General features: G+C 59.4%; 23 protein-coding genes and 1 pseudogene. 9 read left to right on the top strand and 15 right to left on the bottom strand.

The window, feature by feature from the left end:
- Positions 1 to 26: 26 nt before the first annotated feature.
- Together ABIB48_RS16515 and ABIB48_RS16510 are read right to left on the bottom strand one after the other, a co-directional pair.
- Positions 27 to 1,445 carry a threonine/serine exporter family protein gene (locus tag ABIB48_RS16515; protein WP_110104963.1) on the bottom strand — a complete coding sequence of 473 codons (1,419 nt, stop codon included), beginning with the start codon at positions 1,443 to 1,445 and terminating at the stop codon, positions 27 to 29.
- 119 nt (positions 1,446 to 1,564) lie between these two features.
- A complete protein-coding gene (locus tag ABIB48_RS16510; RefSeq protein ID WP_354213654.1) occupies positions 1,565 to 2,638 on the bottom strand; it encodes a lipid II:glycine glycyltransferase FemX in 1,074 nt (357 codons plus the stop codon).
- A gap of 162 nt (positions 2,639 to 2,800) precedes the next feature.
- Between ABIB48_RS16510 and ABIB48_RS16505 the strand changes: the two are divergent.
- Both ABIB48_RS16505 and ABIB48_RS16500 read left to right on the top strand, forming a co-directional pair.
- A pseudogene (locus tag ABIB48_RS16505) lies at positions 2,801 to 3,013 on the top strand (ABC transporter permease); the annotation flags it as partial.
- A gap of 59 nt (positions 3,014 to 3,072) precedes the next feature.
- A complete protein-coding gene (locus ABIB48_RS16500) occupies positions 3,073 to 3,372 on the top strand; it encodes a hypothetical protein (protein ID WP_354213653.1) in 300 nt (99 codons plus the stop codon).
- A gap of 41 nt (positions 3,373 to 3,413) precedes the next feature.
- Here the strand turns inward: ABIB48_RS16500 and ABIB48_RS16495 are convergent, their stop codons facing one another.
- The 6 genes from ABIB48_RS16495 to ABIB48_RS16470 all read right to left on the bottom strand — a co-directional run bounded on the left by ABIB48_RS16495 (position 3,414) and on the right by ABIB48_RS16470 (position 10,027).
- Positions 3,414 to 5,078 carry an MDR family MFS transporter gene (locus ABIB48_RS16495; RefSeq protein ID WP_110104867.1) on the bottom strand — a complete coding sequence of 555 codons (1,665 nt, stop codon included), beginning with the start codon at positions 5,076 to 5,078 and terminating at the stop codon, positions 3,414 to 3,416.
- Positions 5,075 to 5,707 carry a TetR/AcrR family transcriptional regulator gene (locus ABIB48_RS16490; protein WP_315914349.1) on the bottom strand — a complete coding sequence of 211 codons (633 nt, stop codon included), beginning with the start codon at positions 5,705 to 5,707 and terminating at the stop codon, positions 5,075 to 5,077. The genes ABIB48_RS16495 and ABIB48_RS16490 overlap by 4 nt, the downstream gene beginning before the upstream one ends.
- Positions 5,708 to 5,795: 88 nt before the next feature.
- Entirely contained in the window at positions 5,796 to 6,605 is an 810-nt protein-coding gene (locus ABIB48_RS16485; protein ID WP_354213652.1) for an enoyl-CoA hydratase/isomerase family protein, read from the bottom strand.
- A gap of 35 nt (positions 6,606 to 6,640) precedes the next feature.
- The gene (locus ABIB48_RS16480) at positions 6,641 to 7,933 is read right to left on the bottom strand and encodes a CaiB/BaiF CoA transferase family protein (protein ID WP_354213651.1); all 1,293 of its coding nucleotides are present in this window, start codon (positions 7,931 to 7,933) and stop codon (positions 6,641 to 6,643) included.
- A gap of 10 nt (positions 7,934 to 7,943) precedes the next feature.
- On the bottom strand, positions 7,944 to 9,431 hold the full coding sequence (locus ABIB48_RS16475; protein WP_354213650.1) for an aldehyde dehydrogenase family protein: 1,488 nt from the start codon (positions 9,429 to 9,431) through the stop codon (positions 7,944 to 7,946).
- 14 nt (positions 9,432 to 9,445) lie between these two features.
- A complete protein-coding gene (locus tag ABIB48_RS16470) occupies positions 9,446 to 10,027 on the bottom strand; it encodes an NAD-binding protein (RefSeq protein ID WP_354213649.1) in 582 nt (193 codons plus the stop codon).
- Positions 10,028 to 10,264: 237 nt separating this feature from the next.
- Here ABIB48_RS16470 and ABIB48_RS16465 point away from each other — a divergent pair, with 237 nt between their 5' ends.
- Positions 10,265 to 11,212, top strand: coding sequence for a LysR family transcriptional regulator (locus tag ABIB48_RS16465; protein WP_354213648.1), 948 nt, complete (start codon positions 10,265 to 10,267; stop codon positions 11,210 to 11,212).
- Positions 11,213 to 11,238: 26 nt separating this feature from the next.
- Here the strand turns inward: ABIB48_RS16465 and ABIB48_RS16460 are convergent, their stop codons facing one another.
- From ABIB48_RS16460 to ABIB48_RS16445, 4 genes are all read right to left on the bottom strand, one after another.
- Positions 11,239 to 11,406 (bottom strand): response regulator transcription factor, encoded by a 168-nt coding sequence (locus ABIB48_RS16460; protein ID WP_110104872.1) that lies wholly within the window; start codon positions 11,404 to 11,406, stop codon positions 11,239 to 11,241.
- Between the two features lie 6 nt (positions 11,407 to 11,412).
- Positions 11,413 to 11,679 (bottom strand): response regulator, encoded by a 267-nt coding sequence (locus tag ABIB48_RS16455; protein ID WP_110104873.1) that lies wholly within the window; start codon positions 11,677 to 11,679, stop codon positions 11,413 to 11,415.
- On the bottom strand, positions 11,676 to 11,801 hold the full coding sequence (locus tag ABIB48_RS16450) for a hypothetical protein (RefSeq protein WP_354213647.1): 126 nt from the start codon (positions 11,799 to 11,801) through the stop codon (positions 11,676 to 11,678). The genes ABIB48_RS16455 and ABIB48_RS16450 overlap by 4 nt, the downstream gene beginning before the upstream one ends.
- 106 nt (positions 11,802 to 11,907) lie before the next feature.
- Positions 11,908 to 12,132, bottom strand: coding sequence for a hypothetical protein (locus tag ABIB48_RS16445; RefSeq protein WP_354213646.1), 225 nt, complete (start codon positions 12,130 to 12,132; stop codon positions 11,908 to 11,910).
- A gap of 138 nt (positions 12,133 to 12,270) precedes the next feature.
- Here ABIB48_RS16445 and ABIB48_RS16440 point away from each other — a divergent pair, with 138 nt between their 5' ends.
- The gene (locus ABIB48_RS16440) at positions 12,271 to 13,821 is read left to right on the top strand and encodes a CAP domain-containing protein (RefSeq protein WP_354213645.1); all 1,551 of its coding nucleotides are present in this window, start codon (positions 12,271 to 12,273) and stop codon (positions 13,819 to 13,821) included.
- Positions 13,822 to 13,988: 167 nt separating this feature from the next.
- On the opposite strand, the gene ABIB48_RS16435 is transcribed toward ABIB48_RS16440, so the two are convergent.
- Together ABIB48_RS16435 and bcp are read right to left on the bottom strand one after the other, a co-directional pair.
- Complete coding sequence (locus tag ABIB48_RS16435) at positions 13,989 to 14,147, bottom strand: hypothetical protein (protein WP_354213644.1); 159 nt, start codon at positions 14,145 to 14,147, stop codon at positions 13,989 to 13,991.
- 398 nt (positions 14,148 to 14,545) lie between these two features.
- The gene (bcp, locus tag ABIB48_RS16430) at positions 14,546 to 15,016 is read right to left on the bottom strand and encodes a thioredoxin-dependent thiol peroxidase (RefSeq protein WP_110104876.1); all 471 of its coding nucleotides are present in this window, start codon (positions 15,014 to 15,016) and stop codon (positions 14,546 to 14,548) included.
- A 315-nt stretch (positions 15,017 to 15,331) separates the two neighbouring features.
- Between bcp and uraD the strand changes: the two genes are divergently transcribed.
- The 4 genes from uraD to ABIB48_RS16410 all read left to right on the top strand — a co-directional run bounded on the left by uraD (position 15,332) and on the right by ABIB48_RS16410 (position 18,718).
- Positions 15,332 to 15,829: a 2-oxo-4-hydroxy-4-carboxy-5-ureidoimidazoline decarboxylase gene (gene uraD / locus ABIB48_RS16425; RefSeq protein ID WP_110104877.1), complete on the top strand. Its 498-nt coding sequence runs from the start codon at positions 15,332 to 15,334 to the stop codon at positions 15,827 to 15,829.
- Positions 15,826 to 16,167 (top strand): hydroxyisourate hydrolase, encoded by a 342-nt coding sequence (gene uraH / locus ABIB48_RS16420; RefSeq protein WP_110104878.1) that lies wholly within the window; start codon positions 15,826 to 15,828, stop codon positions 16,165 to 16,167. The genes uraD and uraH overlap by 4 nt, the downstream gene beginning before the upstream one ends.
- A gap of 4 nt (positions 16,168 to 16,171) precedes the next feature.
- On the top strand, positions 16,172 to 17,083 hold the full coding sequence (pucL, locus tag ABIB48_RS16415) for a factor-independent urate hydroxylase (RefSeq protein ID WP_110104879.1): 912 nt from the start codon (positions 16,172 to 16,174) through the stop codon (positions 17,081 to 17,083).
- A gap of 135 nt (positions 17,084 to 17,218) precedes the next feature.
- Positions 17,219 to 18,718 (top strand): nucleobase:cation symporter-2 family protein, encoded by a 1,500-nt coding sequence (locus ABIB48_RS16410; RefSeq protein WP_315914363.1) that lies wholly within the window; start codon positions 17,219 to 17,221, stop codon positions 18,716 to 18,718.
- Positions 18,719 to 18,829: 111 nt separating this feature from the next.
- Here the strand turns inward: ABIB48_RS16410 and ABIB48_RS16405 are convergent, their stop codons facing one another.
- Positions 18,830 to 19,591 (bottom strand): SDR family oxidoreductase, encoded by a 762-nt coding sequence (locus ABIB48_RS16405; RefSeq protein ID WP_315914364.1) that lies wholly within the window; start codon positions 19,589 to 19,591, stop codon positions 18,830 to 18,832.
- Positions 19,592 to 19,906: 315 nt separating this feature from the next.
- Here ABIB48_RS16405 and ABIB48_RS16400 point away from each other — a divergent pair.
- Positions 19,907 to 20,781, top strand: an 875-nt coding sequence (locus ABIB48_RS16400; protein WP_502914144.1) for a pyruvate dehydrogenase E1 component-related protein, incomplete at its 3' end; no start/stop codon positions are given.

Raw genomic sequence — 20,781 nt, 5'->3', positions numbered from 1 at the left:
TCTTGCGCCGGCGAGGAACTACCAGGTCAACGGCGGCGGTTCCTGCGCCGGTCCTTCGTGCCCTTGATATGCGTGAACGGACGGGCGGCGTTGTCTCCTAGCACCACGCCCGCGGCAACAGCCAGGATGACAATCAGGGCGTTGAAGAGGCCCACGAACCCGGTGATTGACTCTTCGGGTGTGAGGGTCATGACAAACATGGCGCGGAAGATGGACAGTCCCACCAGCAAGAAGATGATGGACGGGACGGCCACCACCAGTTGCGGGGCACCAAGCCTAAGAGCAATGATGCGGGCCAACATTCCTATCACCACGGCTGCAACAGCTGGTGCGAAGCGACCGCCCAAACCCCAATACATGCCCAAGTAGTAAACCAGATAGCCGATCAACGCCACGGCAACCGTTGGCAACAGCAACCGGACGGCAGTTTGTTCTGCAATGCAGATAGCCACTGTGGCCACGGCCACAAGGCCCAGCACAGAATACAAAGGAAGCAAGCTGTTGATGGTCTCGGCCACGTTGAGGCGCTCGGCCCCAAACAAGGCCCCGGTAACTAGTGCCACCGCAATACCTGCCACGATGGCACCAAAGCTCAGGAAGGCGGAGAGAAAACGTCCAGCGGCGGTGACAGGGAAGCCGTTGATGGCATCCTGAACAGCTGAGACCAGCCGCCCTGAAGGCAGCATCAGCAAGATTCCACCGGCCACCACCACCGATGGGCTCAAAGGCACGCGAGCCATAAAGCACAGCACCGCCACAATGGTGACAATGAAGGAACTAATGGCTGTGACAAAGAAGTCAGGGACCCGCCATTTACCCAGGACACGAGCAGTTTGCCCGGCCAGGAGGATGGTGATCAGGGCAACGATCATGCCAAAGGGTGTGCCACCAATGACGCCCACCACGGCGGCAGCAAAAACCGCTTCAGCAACAGCAACCATCCACCGCGGGAACGGTTTGGGCTTCTTGACAATGACATCCAGGCGCCGGTAGGCCTCATCCCGGCTGACCCCACCGGCGGTGATATCGGTGACCAGCTCATGCACTGCCACCAAACCGGCATAGTTGTTGGTCCAGGAACGGACCACCCGCAAAAGCGTGATGGGGACGGCGTCCCGCGGCGCATAGTTGATGATGACCGACTGGTTGGTGATGTCGACTTCAATGTGGCGCAACCCCAACGCCGCAGTGACGGCGATAATACTTGTTTCAACTTCCAGGGCACCGGCTCCGTACCGGAACATGGTTTCGGCAAGGTGCAGGGCAAAGTCAATGGTTTTTCGCGCCGATTCCTCTGCCTTGCCCACCTGAATAGTGAAGTTGGCATACGGGCTGCCTGCCAGCCGGTCAACAATCTTCATGGGCGCTGTAGGTGGCGACTCTCCCTGAACCAGCTTGCGCAGGATGTTCTTGGCAACGGCATTAGCGTGAGCTGGCTGCAGCATATCTTTTTTCGGCACATCCTTCGAGGCCTGAATCCGGCGGTCAGATCCCACAAGTCACCTTTCCAGTGTTTCCTTTTCTCTCACGCGGCTGCTGCAAGACAGCAGCCGCGGGCAATGCCCTAGTAAAATTTTTGTCCCGTGCGCCGCACATAAATCTGGCGCGCAACCCGTTCCCCAACTGCCGTCCACACCTTGTATCTCCAGGGTGAGAACGGCAGATCCCAGCAACCTATGAAGTCAGTGACGGTCTTTGTAAAACTGGTCTTGAACAGGCCCAGCCCGTGGTGCGGGTGGGTGGGGTCCTTGAGCCGGTCCGAAGGCGGCGTGCCGCAAAAATCGTATTCCACCGCCCCCAACTCCTGCATAGCTAAAATGGCTTCCCACTGAATCAAGTGGGAGTCCCCGTACTGGGAGCGCTTCTGCAACGAGCCCCCATCTTTGTAGGTGGCTTTGGAACCGTAATTGATGACAAACGCACCAACGGAGGGAACACCGTTTTCATGGACAAAGAAGAACTGGCCCTGACCGCGGGCGCAGAACTCGCCCCAGAACTGCTGGAAGTAGGCAAACTCACGGGCCTTGCCCGCATTCTTCGCCTCAAACGTCCCTTCCATGAGCCCGTAGAGGGTCCGCATGGTTTCCTCCGTGGGCTCCGCCCGCTGGACCTCCACGCCTTCACGGATGGCCCGGCGAATCGCGTTGCGGCCGCGGGAGTGGAGCTTGCGCAGCAGTTCATTGGGTTCGGGGGTGATGTCCAAAATTGCTGTGTGATCGTTGGGCTGCAAGTCATCAACCTTGATTAAACCTGCACCGGCGAAGATGGAGCGTACCTCATCTGAGGCCACAAGGTCAGGCTCAATTTTCGCGGCGAACACGTTGAGGCGGGCCCGCTTCACGAATGCCTGCAGCGCCTCCAACATGGCAGGAACGTGGGCCGCCTCAGCTGTGTCAGGGCCTTTCATGAGGTACCAAAGCTTGCCTAGCACCGGGAAGGATTTCTCCAGAATGAGATTGTAGCTGGTGTAGCCAGCCCCCTCGAATGCGATGAATTGGGTGCCCCAGCCGTAGTTTTTCTTCACGGTCGCAAAGGCTAGGGACTGCAGCAAGTTCCCGCCGTTGGGGTTGGCGGTGACATGCCCATCCCAGTGGGCAATCTCGGCGGCTGTGGCAAATCGGGCGGTAAATTCTGGCAAGTGAGACCTCAATTACGTTGGCGTGTATTCACTGCGTCCAGTCTACCGGGCCGGGTTCTCACAGCTCACACACAGCGGCTCCATGATCAAAGCCAAAGTCCCCGCCAGAACATTGCTACGTACGGCTGCCAGAAGGGTGCCCACCCTGGCAGGGAGCATGAGATGGGTGTGGTTTCTCGAGGTGCGGGTAACGCGTTTCGCAACAAGGTGCGTAGCGGCGCCGTCGTGGTGACTTTGGCGGTGGCCAGTGGTTTGGCGCTGGCCATGCTGGTCGCCAACCAGGCGGTTGGCGCCAAAGTAGACTCGCTCAAAGCCTCGGTGGGCACCAGCATCACCGTGAATCCAGCAGAATCCCTTTGCTGGCGAGGTGGTGGAACCCAGGACGCAGTACCCGGGCCGCCGAACTGCTCAACCAGGTAGGGCTGACCGATCAAATGTGCGGACGCAAGGCCAACAAGCTCTCCGGTGGCATGCAACAGCGTGTAGCCATTGCCCGAGCGCTCGCCTGGCGCACGAGGAACAGTGCACTATTTTGGTACTCACCCATGGTCATGCCTGGTAGCCCAGACGGACCGCAGGTTCCGGCTTGCCCGTGGCAACCTCACCGAGGATGCCACACCAGAGCCGGCACCTCCAGTATCCGCAACACCAGAGTCAGCCCCGCCAGCGCCCACAACACCAGAGTCACTTTAAACAGCTTCGGCGCAGCAACTCCAGGAAAAGTTCTCCTGTAGTTGCCGCGCCGTTAGTTGCGCCGCAGCAGGGACTGCGTCACTTACTGGCGCGAGTGGGAAGCCGCCGTCTCCAGCTCGTCCTGCGTTCCGGCGTCGTGCAAGGACTTTGAATCCTGTAAATCGTTTTCAATGACGTCCGCTTCAAACTCAGCCATTTCCGGGGCAAGAGCCACAGGGGCTTCGCGGTTGATCTTGGTGGCCAACGGCACTTCCTTCACGAAGCACAGAACAATGGCGGCAAGAACAGCCAGCGGCACCATCCACATAAACATGGGGATCAAGGCCTCGTTGTAGGACTCGATGATCAGAGACTTGAACGGCTCAGGCAAGCTGTTGACGATGTGGGGGGTGAAGGAGTTGCCATCCCCTGCGCCACCGCCTGTTGGCAGCTTGTCTGCAATGAGGGACTTCAAACGGCTGGCGAACATGGCACCAACAACAGCTGAACCCAAAGTGGCACCCACCTGGCGGAAGTAGTTCTGCCCGGCAGTGGCCGTCCCCACGAACTTCAGCGGGAAGGAGTTCTGAGCCACCAGTGTCAGAATCTGCATGCTGGCACCGAGCCCAATACCCATGATGCCCAAGTAAACGCAGATCAAGTAGATGGGGCTATCAGCGTGAATGGTAGCCAGCAATGCCAGCGCTACACCCAAGATGGCCGAACCAACAATGGGGGCAACCTTGTAGCGGCCAGTGTTGGAGACCCGGCGGCCAATGATGACCGAGGTGACCAGCATGCAGGCCATCATGGGGATCATGAGCAAGCCAGCCTGGGTAGCGGAGTAGCCTGTGGCCATCTGCATGTAGGTCGGCATGTAGCCAATGGCACCGAACATGGCAATACCGGTCAGCAAACCAGCCAACGTGGTCAGGTTGAAGTTACGGTTCTTGAAGAGCATCAGCGGCATGACAGGCTCCGTGGCGCGGCTTTCTACAAAGACGAACAAGACACCGGTAACTACTGCAATGATGGCTAGGCCAATGATCTCCGGGGAGTTCCAGCTGTACTGGGAACCGCCCCAGGTGCCTACCAGAACAAGTGCTGTGGTGGCTACGGCAATGAGCATCATGCCCAAGTAGTCAATCTTGGGACGGGTTGCGTGCACTACTTTGGGGATGTGCAGCAAGAAGACCGTGGCAACAATGGCCAGCAATGCCAGCGGCACGTTCATCCAGAAGGTCCAGCGCCAGCCGGGTCCTTCCGTCAAGCCGCCACCAATCAGTGGTCCGGCAACGGAGGAGAAGGCGAAGACGCCGCCCATGATTCCCATGTACTTTCCGCGTTCACGGGCAGGGACCACATCAGCAATAGTTGCCTGAGAAAGGATCATCAAACCTCCGCCACCGAGGCCCTGAATGACGCGTGCCACAATGAGTGTGCCCATATCCGGCGCTAACGCACCGATCACCGAGCCCACCAAGAAAATGGAGATCGCGAACAACAGCATGGGCTTGCGGCCCAAGAGGTCACCGAGTTTGCCGTAAACCGGCATCATGATGGTGGAAGCCAGGATGAAGGCCGTAATGGCCCACGCCATATGCTCGACGCCGTTGAGCTCGCCCACCATGGTTGGCAGGGCGCTCGAAAGAACTGTCTGGTTCAGCGATGCCAGCAGCATGGTGACCATCAAGCCGGAGAACAAGAGGATTATTTTGCGCTTTTCGCCGGCGTCCACCGACGTTTCAACTATTTTTTGCTTACTCATAGGGTTGCTTTAATTGCCTCTCGGAAAATTTCAATGGCCTCATCAATGGCCGTGCTTTGTTCGTTGGTGGCGGCGCTTGAATCCTTGGAGAAGGCAAACCGGATAACGGTTCCCGCCATCATCAACAAGGCCAGCGCCGAGTCTTTGCCGGGGAGATCCCCGGGTTCGGATAGTTCTTCTGACGGATCCGGGTAGCGCTCCATGAGGACGGCTTCAACCAGTTCCTCAGAGTCCCTCAAATGGTCAAAAATCCTTTTCCCCAGTTCCGGGTATTTCTGCTTTAGTAGCTTCCGGCGCTCCGCCTTGGATTCTTCGGGGAACATGGAGCGGATCACCGTCACCATCAGGCGCACTGTCCGGCCAAAAAGGTCCCCGGAGCTTTCGGCCCGGAAAGCCGCCAGGGTTTCCTCTGACAAGGTGGGCTGTTGCAGGCCCAGAATGGCGTCTTCCTTGGTGGGGAAATAGTTGAAGAAGGTGCGCTTGGAGATTCCAGCCGCTTCAGCAATGGCTTCGACCGTGGTCTTAGACATCCCCTGCTGGCACGCCATCGCTGAGGCCGCGTCATGAATCAAGGCCCACGTGTCCAAACGGTTACGTTCACGAAGCGGCACAGTTGCGGTTTTTTGCATATCCCCAGTATATGCACTCACGCACAAGTTGCACAAGTGCAAAGTTTGCAGGAGCGCATGTTTTTACTCACATCCTATGCAGGCTCCCCTACCCTTCGCGGGGACGCAACCAGGTGAATACCGGCGTTTCCTTGGCAAGGAATGCCTTAACACCAATGGCAGCATCCTCACTGATGGCCATCTGCCCCTGCCAGTACGCGCTGAGCTTTGCCACAGCAGCATCTCCGTCCCCAGCACTGATCGCATTGATCAAGGACTTGTGACCTTGAGCCGAGAACTGCGAGCGCTCTGCGAGGTGCAGGGCGAAGGTGTGGACTTCCTCCCAGAAATCGTCGAAACCAAGGACCTTGGTGGCCAAGCCCAGGCGAAGCGCCTGGTTGGCGTCGACGAAGTCGCCACTGAACAACAAGTATTTGGCCGCGGCTGGCCCCGTCAACTCCACGAGACGTTTAATGCCTGAGAGTGGGTAGACAATGCCGATCTTGGCCGGGGTGATGCCATATATGGCGCGGCTGGAGGCCAGACGAATGTCGCAGGCACCGGCAATCTGCCAGCCGCCACCCACACAGTAACCGTCTATCGCCGCAATCGTGGGTTTGCGGAAGTGCGCTAGGGCATTCTCCGCGACGGTGATGTCCCCGCCACTACTCTGCCCCGTGGCGGGGTCATGGAGGATCTGTTGAACGGAGGCGATGTCTGCTCCTGCCGAGAAGTGTGCGCCCTCCCCGCGCACTACCACCACCTTGACGGAGTCATCGGCGTCCAACTGTGCCAGCAAATCCTGGAATTGCTGCCACATGCCCTGGGTGATGGCGTTGCGCATTCGAGGGTTGTCCATGACGAGCATGGCCACGGGACCCACCGTCTCAATGCGTAACCTGCCCACTTGCTCTTTCACCGTGACCCCTTTCTCCCCTGCCTTCGTTGCGATGTTCATGTGGATGGCGCGGAATCAGATGGCTGAGAGCTAAGGCGCGGCGTAGCCACTTGCACAATGCCGGTCGCCACCAGAGCCGTAATTTTCTCCTGCGTCAGTTCCAACCCTGCCAGCACCTCTAGGGTGTCCTCCCCTAACGACGGCGGGGCCTTGCGGATGCGCGGGGCCCGCCGGTTCACAGAAATGGGCCCTCGGACCAGCGGCAGTTCACTGCCATCGGCACGTTGCACGGTTTGCACCACACCCAGGGACTGCACCTGTTCATCGGCAAAGGCTTGTTCATAGTTGTAGATGGGCCCGGCCGGGATGGACGCAGCCCGCAGCAAGGGTAACCATTCGGCGGCGGGACGGTGCGCCAGCAATGCCTCCAACTCTTCCTTGAGTGCGGCCTGGTTGCTATGACGCAGCGAACCTGTGGCGTATGTGGACCGCTGCGCCATATCCGGCTCCCCCAAAAGGGTGCACAGTTGGTGCCACTGCTTTTCACTGCCCACGGCGATAATGAGGGGAATGTCCCGTGTGGCAAACACGCCGTAGGGGGTCAGTGCGGGGTGGGTGTTTCCCTGCGGCACAGGCAGCTTACCCGTGCTGAGGTACTGCTGGCCCTGGAACGCGCTCAGTGCCAGCCCGGTTTCCAGCAATGAGGTGGAGACCTCCATGCCCTCCCCCGTCCGCGCCCTACCCAGCAGTGCCGCTGCAATGGCCAGTGCCGTATTGATCCCGGACACCAGGTCCACGATCGGAACGCCAACGCGGTAGGTGTGATCGGTATCCGGACCGGTCACCGACATCAGTCCGCTCATGCCCTGCGCCACCTGGTCCAGTCCAGGTGCCTGCGACAACGGCCCCGTGGCTCCGAATCCGCTCACCGTAGCCACCACCAGCTCCGGCTTGGCGGCGCGAAGCTTCTCCGGGGCTAGTCCCATGACTGCCAACACGCCGGGGCGGAAGTTTTCCACGACCACGTCAGAGCTCAGCGCCAGATCCCACAGCAACTCCTTGCCTGCGTCCGTGTAGTAATCAACGGCAATCGAGTGCTTGCCCCTGTTGACGGAGTCAAAGTACAGGCTGTGCTCATTCTCAAAAGGTGGCCAGGCTCGGCTGGAATCACCACCCTTGATGCTTTCAACCTTGATGATCTGGGCGCCGAGATCGGACAACAGCGCCGTGGCGTATGGTCCGGCGAGGGCACGGCTGAGGTCAAGAATACGGATACCCGCCAGTGGCAGCTGCTGCGCATCACCCAGGGGACCCGGGTCCCCCATCGGCATCTGCATCGGCTTATCCACGGGGCCCGGCTTATCCACGGGGCACCGCACGCAAACGCACATTGATCTGTTTGGTCTGGGTGAATCCGGCCAGCATGCCTTCTAGAGATACTTCTCGGCCCATGCCGCTTTGCTTGTATCCTCCATAGGATTGGCCTGCCACTTGCCCACCACCTTGGTTAACTTGCACCCAGCCGGCCTCGATCCGGTTGGCCGTATTCAACGCATTGTCCAGGTTGTGGCTCCATACATAGGCGGCGAGACCGTAGCTGGTGTCATTGGCCATCCTGATGACCTCCTCGGTATCCCTCCACGGGATGGCGACCAGCACGGGGCCAAAGATCTCTTCCTGTGCCAGCCGGAACTCGTTCCGTGCTCCGCTAAAGACTGTGGGCAGGTGGTAGTAGCCCTCCACCAGTGGCCCCTCGGTGGGGGCGCTGCCTCCCAGGACGGCTTTCATGCCGGGCGTGGCGCGGCCTTCATCCAGATAGGCGGAGATGGCGGCATGTTGTTTGGCATTGATGATGGCGCCCATATCGCTCTCCTCGTCAAGTGGGTCACCCACCTTGAGCGCACCGAGCTTGTCACTGAGACGGGCCAGGACTTCCTCGTAAATGTCCTCATGGAGGAATAGACGGGAGCCGGCGGTACAGCTTTGGCCCTGCCTAGTAAAGCGAGAGGCGGTCAGTAATCCATCGATGAGTTCCTCGTCCACAGCGTCAGGGAACACGATGGAGGGGCTTTTACCGCCGAGTTCCAAGGACATGTGGGCTAGACGTGCTGCTGCCGTGGAGGCCACCCCGCGCCCTACTTCGGTGGAGCCGGTGAAGGAGACCTTGTCCACGCCCGGGTGCTTGGCCAGTGCCTCGCCGATGACCGCACCACGGCCCGTCATGGCATTGACGACGCCGGGCGGCAGGTGTTTGTTGCACACCTCGGCCAGCAGCAAAATGGTGAGCGGAGCGTCATCGGCGGCCTTCATGATGACGGTGTTGCCTGCTGCGAGTGCGGCGGGGATCTTGAAGGCGGCGATCATGAGAGGCGAGTTCCACGGCAGGATGGCCGCGACCACGCCAAGAGGTTCAAGACGGGTGTACTGGAGCTGATCCTCACCTGCGGGCAAAGTGGTTCCCTTAACCTCCCCGGCAATGCCGGCAAAATAGCGGAACAGCGTGATCAGGCCAGTGACCTCGGGGCGGGCCTGTGTGCGCAAAGCGTTGCCGGTATCCAGCGCCGTGAGTCTGGCAAATTCCTCAGAACGGACTTCGAGCTCGTCCGCAATGTCCAGCAGGGCCTTGGCTCGAGCGGTGAAATGCTGGGCGCGCCAGGCCGGGAAGGCTGCGCGGGCGGCGGCCACAGCCCGGTCCACATCTGCCTCATTACCGGCCGGAACCCGCGCAATGGCAGCTTCTCGGCGTGCAGGGTTCATCACTGTGCGCCACGCCGAACTGGAGGAGGCCACTTCTTCTCCCCCAATCCACATGGGCCAATCACGGACAGCTGCTTGAATTTCAGTCATGGCATTTTCCTTATCTATTCACGGAAGGCAAGCTCCGGCAGGGAGTCATCCACCAAGAAGACGATCTGGGTGCAATCCTTGGTTCCCTGGCCTTGGCGGGTGAGGCGTTGGCGGGTGAGGCGTTGGAGCATCGCTTGGACGGGCTCACCTCTTCCCAAGGGAGTGTTGGCGCTTGGGGCGGCTGCAAGGGCCAACCCCCTGTCCTTGTTGGCCAACTCTGCGGTCAAGCTCGGTGCGAAGTTGCTGTTGGCCGCGGAAGTGGGGACAACTCCGGAGATGGGATACCAGGTGCGCAGAGCCCAGCTGTCGCCGGCGGATACCGAGCCAATATCCCAGAACACTTGTTTGCCCAGGCCAAGGCTTTCTGAAGGGAAGGGTTCTGCGAGTACGCGGTCTATAGGGAGGCGCTCTCCAGGAACGGCTCCTGGCCTGTGGCGGCCCCTCCCCTGGAGATAATATTTCCGGCCAGGGGCTTTGCCCGCGCGGAAGCTGCGGATGGTGTGCCCGACGCGCCCGGCCTTGACCGTGGTGGCAGCATTGGTGGCAGCCATGGGCCCGCCCATGTTGCCCAAACCAATCCACGCCACAACTGCCATTTGAATGCTCCCTTGCGCCCAATTCCCATTATGTCCCAAGGCCCCGACATTGACCGGCTATGACCAGCATCACACCCTGATAGGGTGCAAACAAGGCTGAAATCAGCAGAGTGCATGTGCATTTTTGCACAATGAAGCCTTGGTTGATTTGGCGGCACCTCCGCGGGGCACTCTGCACGCCTCACTATGAGCTCTCTCTATGAGGGCCTCTGCGGGTCTCTGGAAGGAAGTGGTGGCATGGCGGATTTCCCACGGTTTCCCAGCCCGGATGATCTGCTGATTCTGCTCACAGTGGCTCGGCTGGGGCGGTTTACCGCAGTAGCCGACGCTCTCAAGACCACCCACACCACTGTCTCGCGCCGCATTCTGGCCTTGGAGCAACAATTGGGTGGGCGCACTTTGGAGCGGACCCCGCACGGGTGGGAACTGACAGAGCTGGGCCGGGCAGCAGTGACCGCCGCCGAAGGGGTAGAGAAGAGCCTGGGCCAGTTGACCTCCGGCCTTGGCAACGGGGTGGATGCTGTGTCCGGGGTTGTGCGGATCAGCACCTCCGACGGCTTTGGCGCACTCATTGCCACGCCCGCCCTTGCAAGGCTGCAACTGAAGCATCCATCGCTGCGGGTGGAACTACTCAGCGCAACCCGCAGGCTGAGCAAAAACCGGTCAGGGATGGATCTGGAAGTGGTGGCCGGAAGTGTGGAGGCGGGCCGGGCCGAAACCCTCCACCTGAGCGACTATTCACTGCGGCTCTATGCTGGAACAGGCTACGCCCAGACACACGGATTGCCGGCCTCCGTGGCCGAGCTGGGCAACCACCGCTCTATTTCCTACGTGGAAACAACGTTGCAGGTCTCGGAGCTGGCCCTGCAGCGCCCTGCCCGCCCTCTGGATAGGGCTCACTCTGCGCTCACAGCAAGCTCCGTGAACACGGCCCAGTTTCAAGCCACGAGCGTCTTCGCGCAGATTGAGGCAGTACGGGCCAACGCCGGCATTGGGATGTTGCCGGCGTTTATGGCAGAAGGGCAGGACGGATTGGTCCGGGTCCTGCCCAAGGAGGTTGAGCAGAGAGTGCAGTTCTGGGTTGCGGCCCGGGCAGAATCGCTCCGGTCACCAGCGGTGCAAGCCGTGCTGGGCGCGTTCCGTGACCAAATCCAGCGCATGGCGAACCGCCTCCTACCCGACTGACCCCTGAGCCGCAGAACCGGCAAGCGTCAGCCGCCCAACCCCGCATCACTGGCCCGCACCATGGCCTGGCCGCGGCCGTCCACCCGCAGTTTCGCCAACAGGGATGAGACCACGTTGCGCACTGTTTTGGGGCGCAATCCCAACGCCGCCGCAATCTGCGCATTGGTTTGACCGCGCGCCACATGTTCTAGCACTTCCCGCTACCGGGGCGTCAACCCGGGACACGGTTGGGCGGCAAGGGCCTGGGCGTGCCCACCGCCGGAGGAAGCGGCAAAGAATGCCTGCATGCGCCGGGCAGTCGCAGCCGAATACAGGGCCTCTCCCGCAGCCACAGCCCGCACCGCGCGTTCAATCCCGTCAATGTCGGCGCCCTTGAGCAGGTACCCCAGCGCCCCGGCGAGCTTGGAGGCGAACACGGAATCGTCGTCGTCGAACATGGTCAGGATGCAGATCCGCACCCCCGTCACATCCCGGGCCAGGCGGCGATCCTGCTCACAACGGGTGCCCGAGCGCTGGCACGCTGGAGCAGTCCCGGCAGGCCAGCCAGCATAAGCGTGATGCCCACGATGTTCATGGCGAGGCCTGCCATGCCCTGCGGCACCCTTCCGGCGCGCCCACGTCCCGGGCACCAGTGTCTACAGCCCCGGTCGGGCCGGGATATTCAGCGTGCTCGGCGAAGAATATGCCCGGTGCAGCTACGCGTACAGCCCGTTGAGCCACACGCCCCAGGCCACACCGGCCGCTTCGGCGCCGGCACCGTCGGCAAAGAGGTGGATGGTCATGCACACCACGGCGCCGAACGCATTGCGGCCGAAGGAGCGGTACATGGCGTCCTGCGTGCGCAGGCCAATGAGGTTCGGATCCTGGTAGTCGGCCATAGCGTCCGATGCGGCGGCCACCATCGCAGAGATCTGGCTCACCCAATGGTTTTGAAGTGATCCCAGCCGTTACGGGTAGCAAAGCCAGCAAAGCCAGCAGAAATTGACGGCCCGGATAGGATGAAAAAGCATCCTTGTCTCGAAGATGCCACGACCTATCGCGTTCTCTGGGGATTCACCATGCGAAAAATTGCTTCTCTGCTGTGCACCGTTGCGGCGTCGGCTGTCCTTGCGACCTCGGGGTTCTCACCTGCTCTGGCGCAATCCCCGGCACCCCCTTCCACCCCATCACCAACCTCTTCCGCCGCACCCTTTTCAACCCCACGTACGACGGCGGATCCCTCACCGACCGCGTCACCCGCCGCCACCACGAGCACGGGTGCTGAGCCGGCTCCTGCTGAGGAAACCGGGGCGGCTGTTGCGTCCTCGTCTCCCATCATGACGGCAGACATCGCCGCAACTACACCGGCCAAGAGTCCTGTAGCTCGAGCACTATCCGGCATCTACGTCCCCGATGCCAAAGACGTTTTTGCCTCGAAGGTGTTGGCCAGGGCCAACAGTTACCGAGCCCAAAACGGAGCGGCCCCGCTGGTCCTAAACACGGCCATTAGCGCCGGCTCACAAGAGTGGGTCCTGAAGTTAAACGGACAAATCAACGCTGACACGCTGGACATGGCCAAACTGCATCGCCCGGATTACGGTGCTTCTATTCTCCCTGCCGGTTTTGACACTTACTCGGAAATTATCGGCATCAACAACACGGCCGAACAGATTGTTGACTGGTGGATGAACTCCCCCGGCCACCGCGCAGCGCTGATGGATAAACGATTCACTGACTTTGGGCTGGGCTACGTCAAGACCAGCAAGGTTGGCTGGAGCGGCATGAGCGTGGTTGCGGGCAATTTGGCCCGGTACCCGGCAACATTGCCAACCCCTGCTCCGAGTACCCCGGCGCCAAGCACCCCTGCACCAAGCAACCCTGCACCAAATTCTGGCCCTGTCTTTGCAGCAGGCGACATCGCCGCCGTAAACTCCGCCGGCAGCCTGTACGTCTACCCTTCCGCCAAAGGAGGCGACTTGTGGCAGAGCAAGTTCATCTCAGCGGGTTGGGCCGGAGTTCAGCAGTTGACAGTGGTGGACTACAACAACGACGGCATCCAAGACCTGGTCGCGGTATGGTCCGATGGCCGGCTCACAGTTAGCTTCGGCCAGACCAACGGCACTTTGAAGGCTGCGCAAAAGATCGGTACAGGATGGGGACCGCTTGACGTAGTCATTACGAACTGGAAGTCCGGCTCGGTATACCCGTCTATCGTCGCGAAAAACCGTACCACCGGACAGCTATTTCTCTACCCAAACCTTGACGGCGTCCGGTTCGGTGCACGCCAGCAGATTGGCCAAGGTTGGGGATCGCTGACCATCATGGCCGCCGATTTTGACGGTGATAAGAGGCAAGACCTGCTGGCTCGCAGCACGGCTGGAAAGTTGCTGCTCTACCGCGGCAATGGCGCCGGTGGATTCATCAGTGAAACCCGCCGCCAGGTGGGGACCGGGTGGGGCTCCATGACTCATCTATCTGGCATCTCCAATCACGTAGGCGCGGGCACTTACGGCGTTCTTGCCCGCTCCTCGAGCGGCAATCTCTTGTATTACCCGATCCTGCGCAACTCTTGGGGTTCTAAGGTGCAGATTGGCACGGGTGGCTGGTCGGCGCTGAAGCTGGGTAGCTAGAGCTTTCCTGAGCCACCGAAAGTGAATCCCGAGGGCAAGTAGGAACCAGACGGGAATCGGCAGGGGCCGGCTACCCAATGCCAGCTTCCCTCTGGCCTGCCTCGCGGGCTCGCACGATCGTTTGACTGTGGCTTGCCACCCGTAATTTCGCCACCACCACCACGAGCTCAAAAGCTTGGTGTTCCCGCGGCGTCAGGTCCGCAGAAAGGGCTCACTTTACTGCCGGAAACGCCAGATCCTGCGGCGGCAAAGAATCCCTGCATCTGCCGGAGGATCGCCGCGTCAAAGACCTGCACCGGGATACCCTCGATCTCGGATTCGTGCACAATCTGCAATTTCTAGGTCATCATGACCCCTTGATGCGGCCGGGCGTTCGGGCACTTTCGTTAATTTCTTGTGGGGTTGCTTTCACGCTGCGCTACTTTCCACCAAGTGCGCCGTGTCGGCTGCAAGCTTAGCCACAAAGACCGCCCCTGCGAAAAAAGGCACCGCAGTTCGGCCAGCAGCCGGGCCCGGATCGGATCCAGCCAGGACCGGAGCTACTGCGGGACAGTGGCCGGCACTCGGACGTAAAGTGAGGAGGTTTTATCGGCGAACGGTTGCGCAACTGGCGCGCAAACACACTCCAACGAGTTAAATCTCGGAGGATGAAAGCTCAAACGCTCCAGCACCTGGGGTGCTGGAGCGTTTGAGTGCGGTGCGTTGGGAGTGCGGGAGACCCGTCTTATGACCCCAGAAGTTCTTCGCGCAGGCGTGCCACGTGGCCATCAGCGTTGACGTTGTACTCGGCGCTCTTGACGGTGCCATCGGCATTGACCACCACGGTTGAACGCAAGGTCCCCACCATGGCGTTACCGTTGACAACCTTGTCGCCCCAGGCGCCCCAAGCCTCGGCAACCTCGTGTGCTTCGTCGGAGAGCAGCGGGAAATTCAGGTTAAATTCTTCCGTGAATGCGACAAGAGCTTCCTGCGGATCGGTGGAGATGCCAACAACTTCCACACCTGCGCTATGCAATGCCGCGAGGCTGTCACGGAAATCGCAGGCCTCAGTGGTGCACCCGGGGGTGGCAGCCTTGGGGTAGAAGTACACGATGACTTGGCGGCCTGCGTAATCCGAGAGGCTGACAGCGTTGCCCTGTGCATCGGGAAGGGTGAAGGCCGGTGCGATCGTTCCGGGCGTAAGGGGGGTAGTCATGTCGCTCCTAAGTTTTCATAAAGTGAAATTCAAATCTTGCTCTATGAAATAACTTAGTGGAGGCCCCGCGGCCCGTCAATGCCATGCCGGTCATTGTGCCAGCACAAGCGCGTAAATCCGCAAGAGTGCCCCCCAGTGCAACCCAAGATGAACAAGAGGCACCTTAAGGGTTGAAATTTGTGTTTGACATCTCACCTGTGATGCGGTTCACTATTCATATGCTGAAATAACAGTTCCACGATACGAAAATAACTTGGTTGTTCTCGTATAGCCGACACCGTGGATGCCAGCACTGACTCGCAAGGAATGCAAGCGATGATGCTTGAAGACTTTAACAGCGCAGAACCTGCAGAACTGATCTCAGTTTTGAAGCCCTGCATTGATATTGAACGCTGGGTAAACGAGATCATCGATGCCCGCCCGTTCTCTAGCAATGCCGAATTACTCTACTGTGCCCGGACTGCTGCAGAGCCATTCACCGATGAGGAAGTGGCCTCTGCTATGGCCCACCACCCCAGAATCGGCGAACGGGCAACCGGAGCTGGCGCAGAAGCCACATTGTCGCGTCAAGAGCAGTCCGGCGTAGATCCCGCCGATCAAGAGATCGCTACGGCACTCGCCGAAGGCAACCGTGCCTACGAAGCCAAATTTGACCAAGTCTTCCTGATCCGGGCTGCAGGACGCAGCCCACAGGAAATCATAAAAACCCTTCACCAGCGGATGGAAAACACCGCAGCTGAAGAAGCCCTCATAGTTGCCCAACAGCTGCGAGAAATCGCTGTGCTGCGGCTCGAAGGAGTGATGAGCGCGTGAGCGTCTCCCATATAACCACCCACATTCTGGATACCGCACTGGGGAAACCTGCTGCAGGTGTCGCCGTCGAGCTTTATGCCCGCGACGGCGAGGCATGGTTCCAGATTGCGTCGGGCACCACTGATGCTGACGGGCGGGTGAAAGATCTTGGCCCTGAGAAACTGCAAAGCGGAACGTACCAGTTGCGTTTTGACACTCAGGCCTACTTCGCCGGCATCAAGACGGACACCTTCTTCCCGGAGGTATCGCTGACCTTTGCGGTTCAGGCTAGCCAGGAGCACTATCACGTGCCCCTGCTCCTGAGTCCATTCGCCTATTCAACATATCGAGGAAGTTAATACCATGAGCGATAACAACATAATCCTGGGCGCCAACCAGTACGGCAAGGCCGAAGTTCGCCTCGTCAAGATCACTCGCGACACTGACCGCCACGAGATTGAAGACCTCAATGTCACCTCGCAGCTGCGCGGTGACTTCCAGGCCGCCCACCTCGATGGCGACAACGGCCACGTGGTTCCCACTGACACTCAGAAGAACACCGTTTACGGCTTTGCCCGCGACGGAGTGGGCTCCCCCGAAGCATTCCTGCTTCGCCTCGGCGCACACTTCACCAGCGAGTTCGATTGGGTAACTGGCGGCCGCTGGGCAGCCGAGCAGTACGCATGGAACCGTATCCAGGCCAACGGCAAGGAACACGATCACTCCTTCGTCAAGAGCAACCAGGAAGTCCGCACCGCTGTTGTGGTCAAGGATGGCGAGAGCACCCACGTTCTCGCCGGCCTGAAGGACCTCACCGTCCTGAAGTCCACCCAGTCAGGTTTCTCCGGTTTCCCGGTTGACAAGTTCACCACCTTGGCCGAGACCAGCGATCGCATCCTCGCCACCGACGTGGCAGCACGCTGGCGCTTCAATGCCGATGCGATCTCTGCAGAGTTCGATTTCAACGCCTCTTACGAAAGCGTCAAGTCTCTCCTGCTAGAAGGCTTCACCGAAGGTTTCTCCCACGCACTCCAGACCACGCTGTTCGAAATGGGCACCAAGGTTCTACAAGCGCACCCCGAGATCGACGAAATGAAGTTCTCCATGCCGAACAAGCACCACTTCTTGGTGGATCTGTCTCCGTTCGGCCAGGACAACCCCAACGAAGTGTTCTTCGCAGCAGATCGTCCGTACGGTCTGATCGAAGCCACCGTCACCCGCGACAACGCCAGCGATGCAGGCAACGTCTGGGAAGGCGTAGCAGGTTTCTGCTAGAAATTAGCGGCTGAACGTCAGCCCACGGCCATAATGGCCAGGGGTGGGCGGGGCTCCAATCCCCCGCCCACCCCGCACGTCATCTCCAAAAGTGGGCTGACGTTTGATGAAGGTAAGCAGACAAGGAGGTCCGCTATGACCAAGAATTCACGATCCACCGCCGTAGCCCCCACCCGGCCAGAGGACGAGAAACTAGGAATCGGGGCAAGTTTTGCCTACGGATTCCAGCACGTACTGACCATGTACGGTGGCATCATTGCCGTACCACTGATTGTTGGACAGGCCGCTGGTCTGGACCCGGCAGACATTGGCTTGCTCATTGCAGCCTGCTTGTTCATGGGTGGACTTGCCACTCTCTTACAGACCTTGGGTCTGCCGTTCTTCGGCTCCCAGCTCCCCTTGGTGCAGGGTGTTTCGTTTGCCGGGGTGGCCACCATGGTGGCTATTGTCAACGGTGGTGGAGGCATCCAGAGTGTTTTTGGTGCCGTCATAGTCTCCTCGGCACTTGGTCTGCTGATCTCTCCGATTTTCTCCAAGATCATCAAGTTCTTCCCTCCGGTGGTGACCGGTACCGTCATCACGGTGATCGGATTGTCGCTCATGCCGGTGGCAGCTAACTGGGCCATGGGCGGAAACAGGAAGGCGGAAGATTACGGCAGTGTCGCCAATATTGGTCTCGCCGCCCTGACTCTGGTCATTGTGCTGCTGTTGAGCAAGGTAGGCAATAGCACCATCTCCCGTCTTTCCATCCTGTTGGCCATCGTCATCGGCACCCTGATCGCCGTCGCTGTGGGAATGGCTAACTTCTCCAAGGTAAGCACCGGCCCCATCGTTGCCTTCCCAACACCGTTCCACCTGGGCATGCCCACCTTCCATATCGCCGCCATTGTCTCCATGTTCATTGTGGTTCTGGTCATCATGGTGGAAACCTCTGCTGACATCCTGGCTGTTGCCGACATCGTGGACACCAAGGTTGACTCACGCCGCCTCGGCGACGGCCTGCGCGCCGACATGGCAGCCAGCGTCATTGCACCGGTCTTCGGTTCGTTCACACAGAGCGCCTTCGCTCAGAACGTGGGCCTGGTTGCCGTTACCGGCATCAAGAGCCGCTTTGTAGTGGCAGCCGGTGGCGTCATCCTGGTGATCTTGGGTGTTCTGCCCGTCATGGGCCGCGTTGTGGCCGCAGTGCCGCTGCCCGTCCTGGGCGGTGCCGGTATTGTTCTGTTCGGTACGGTTGCAGCCAGCGGTATCCGCACGTTGTCCACTGTGAGCTACAAAAACAACATGAACATGATCATCGTTGCCACAGCTATCGGTGCTGGCATCATCCCGATCGCCGCACCCACGTTCTACGACAAGTTCCCGGAATGGTTCGCCACGATCTTCCACTCAGGCATCAGCTCCGCCGCTGTAGTAGCCATCTTGCTGAACCTGTTGTTCAACCACTTGAAGTTCGGCAACTCGGATAACGCCTCCGTGTTCGTTGCCGGCACGGACCGCTTGGTCGCTTCCGAAGTTATGGCATCACTGCAAGACGGTGACCGCTACGAGAACGGCAAGTTGATCGATGCCGATGGCAACGAGATAACCATCACGGGAGAAGTACCCCTCACTCCCAAAGCAAACGAACACTAGTAGCGCCGTAATCCCACGGTGACTGAGCACGGCGGTGGCCTCCTTCGCCAGGAGGCCACCGCCGTAGTTGTCTATCTGGATAGCTGATCATCTAAGAGTTCGGCAGGAGCGCTAGCCGCGTCCCACAAACGGCATTCCTGCCGCCGTAATCACCAACTGGCCAATGGTGGCACTGGCTGGCAACCCGGCCATGAACAGCACCGTCCTGGCCGCTTCCTCCACGGGGAACATAGGCTCCACCAGCAGGGATCCATTAGCTTGCACGGCACCCGTTGCAACATCCAATTCGTTCATGATATCCGTGGCGGTATTGCCAATATCTATCTGCCCGCAGCTGATTCCATAGGCTCGTCCGTCAAGCTCAATCGATTTGGTGAGTCCACTGATGGCATGCTTGCTCACCGTGTAAGCCACCGATTTGGGGCGAGGCGAGTGAGCGGAAATGGATCCGTTGTTGATGATCCGCCCACCGTGAGGAGTCTGAGATTTCATGGTGCGGACGGCCTGCGCCGCACACAACATGGATCCCGTAAGGTTCACAGCCAGGGTGTCATTCCAGCCGGTCAGGGAGATTTCATCCACTGCCCCGGAGGGGCCAAACATACCTGCATTGTTGAATAGAACATCCACCCGGCCAAAGTGTTCCACTGCGCGCTCAAATAATGTCCTAACAGCATCCACGTCGGTGACGTCTGTGGGTACCAGCAGTGCGTTTGGGGCGCTGGGTACACTTTCTGCCAGTTCCGCTGATCGCCGGCCAGCCAGCACTACGTTGTAGCCTTCAGCGATGGCACGGCGAGCCACTGCCCGTCCAATTCCGGATCCGGCTCCCGTAATGACCATGACCTTAGCGGCCGGTTTTTGCGTGTTCATCTGTGCTCCTTGCAGGTGGGGATGTTGTGGCTGACTGTAGCCCGGGCGGCGGTGCTTGTGAAGTGACACATCCACTGTTTTTCGGGGAAAACACTCTCGAGGCCCCCGTCACATCACCACGCGTCTTGCGTCACACAATCAGGCGCAGTATTCTCAAGATACAATATTTTGTTTTCACATAATGATAATAATCATCTGGGTGCTCAACCAAGCCCAACCCAGCCAACCCCGTTCGATGACGAACGGGTGGCGGGTAAAACTACACACGCCTCACCAAAGTTAAGTTGTGTGAAGGCCCCGCGGAAAGAGATACCAATGCTTCAGCGTGACGAGAACTCCCATATCCTTAGCGGGTTGACTAACCAGCTACCTGATCGTGATCCGGAGGAGACTGCCGAGTGGCTTGAGTCTTTGGATGCGTTGATTCAGGATCGTGGCACGGAGCGTGCCCAGTACATTATGCGTAGCTTGCTTCAGCGTGCTGGTGCGCAGAGTGTTGGCGTGCCGATGGTGACGACGACTGATTACGTGAATACGATTCCTGCTGATCAGGAACCGGTTTTTCCGGGTAATGAGAAGATCGAGCGGAAGTACCGTGCGTGGTTGCGGTGGAATGCTGCGATTATGGTCCACCGTGCGCAGTCTCCTGATATTGGTGTGGGTGGCCATATTTCCACGTATGCCGGTGCTGCCACGTTGTACGAGGTCGGTTTTAACCACTTCTTCCGTGGTAAGGATCATCCCGGTGGTGGAGATCAGATTTTCTTCCAGGGACACGCCTCTCCTGGTATGTATGCCCGGGCGTTCTTAGAGGGCCGTCTTTCCGAGGAAGACATGGATGGTTTCCGTCAGGAAAAGTCCAAAGAGGGCCATGCCTTGTCCTCGTACCCGCACCCGCGTTTAATGCCGGAGTTTTGGGAATTCCCGACCGTGTCGATGGGTATTGGCCCGATGCACGCGATCTATCAGGCACAGTCCAACCGGTATTTGCATAACCGTGGCATCAAGGACACCTCTGAGCAGCAGGTGTGGGCGTTCTTAGGTGATGGTGAAATGGATGAGCCTGAGTCCCGTGGCCTGCTGCAACTGGCCGCGAATGACAAGCTCGATAATCTGAACTTCGTCATTAACTGCAACCTTCAGCGTCTAGATGGTCCGGTTCGTGGCAACGGGAAGATCGTTCAGGAACT

The organism is Arthrobacter sp. UYCu511 (assembly GCF_040547105.1).
GTDB classification, from domain to species: domain Bacteria; phylum Actinomycetota; class Actinomycetes; order Actinomycetales; family Micrococcaceae; genus Specibacter; species Specibacter psychrochitiniphilus.
Note: the sequence above shows the minus strand (reverse complement) of the source record. Positions and strands in the feature narration are given on the sequence as shown.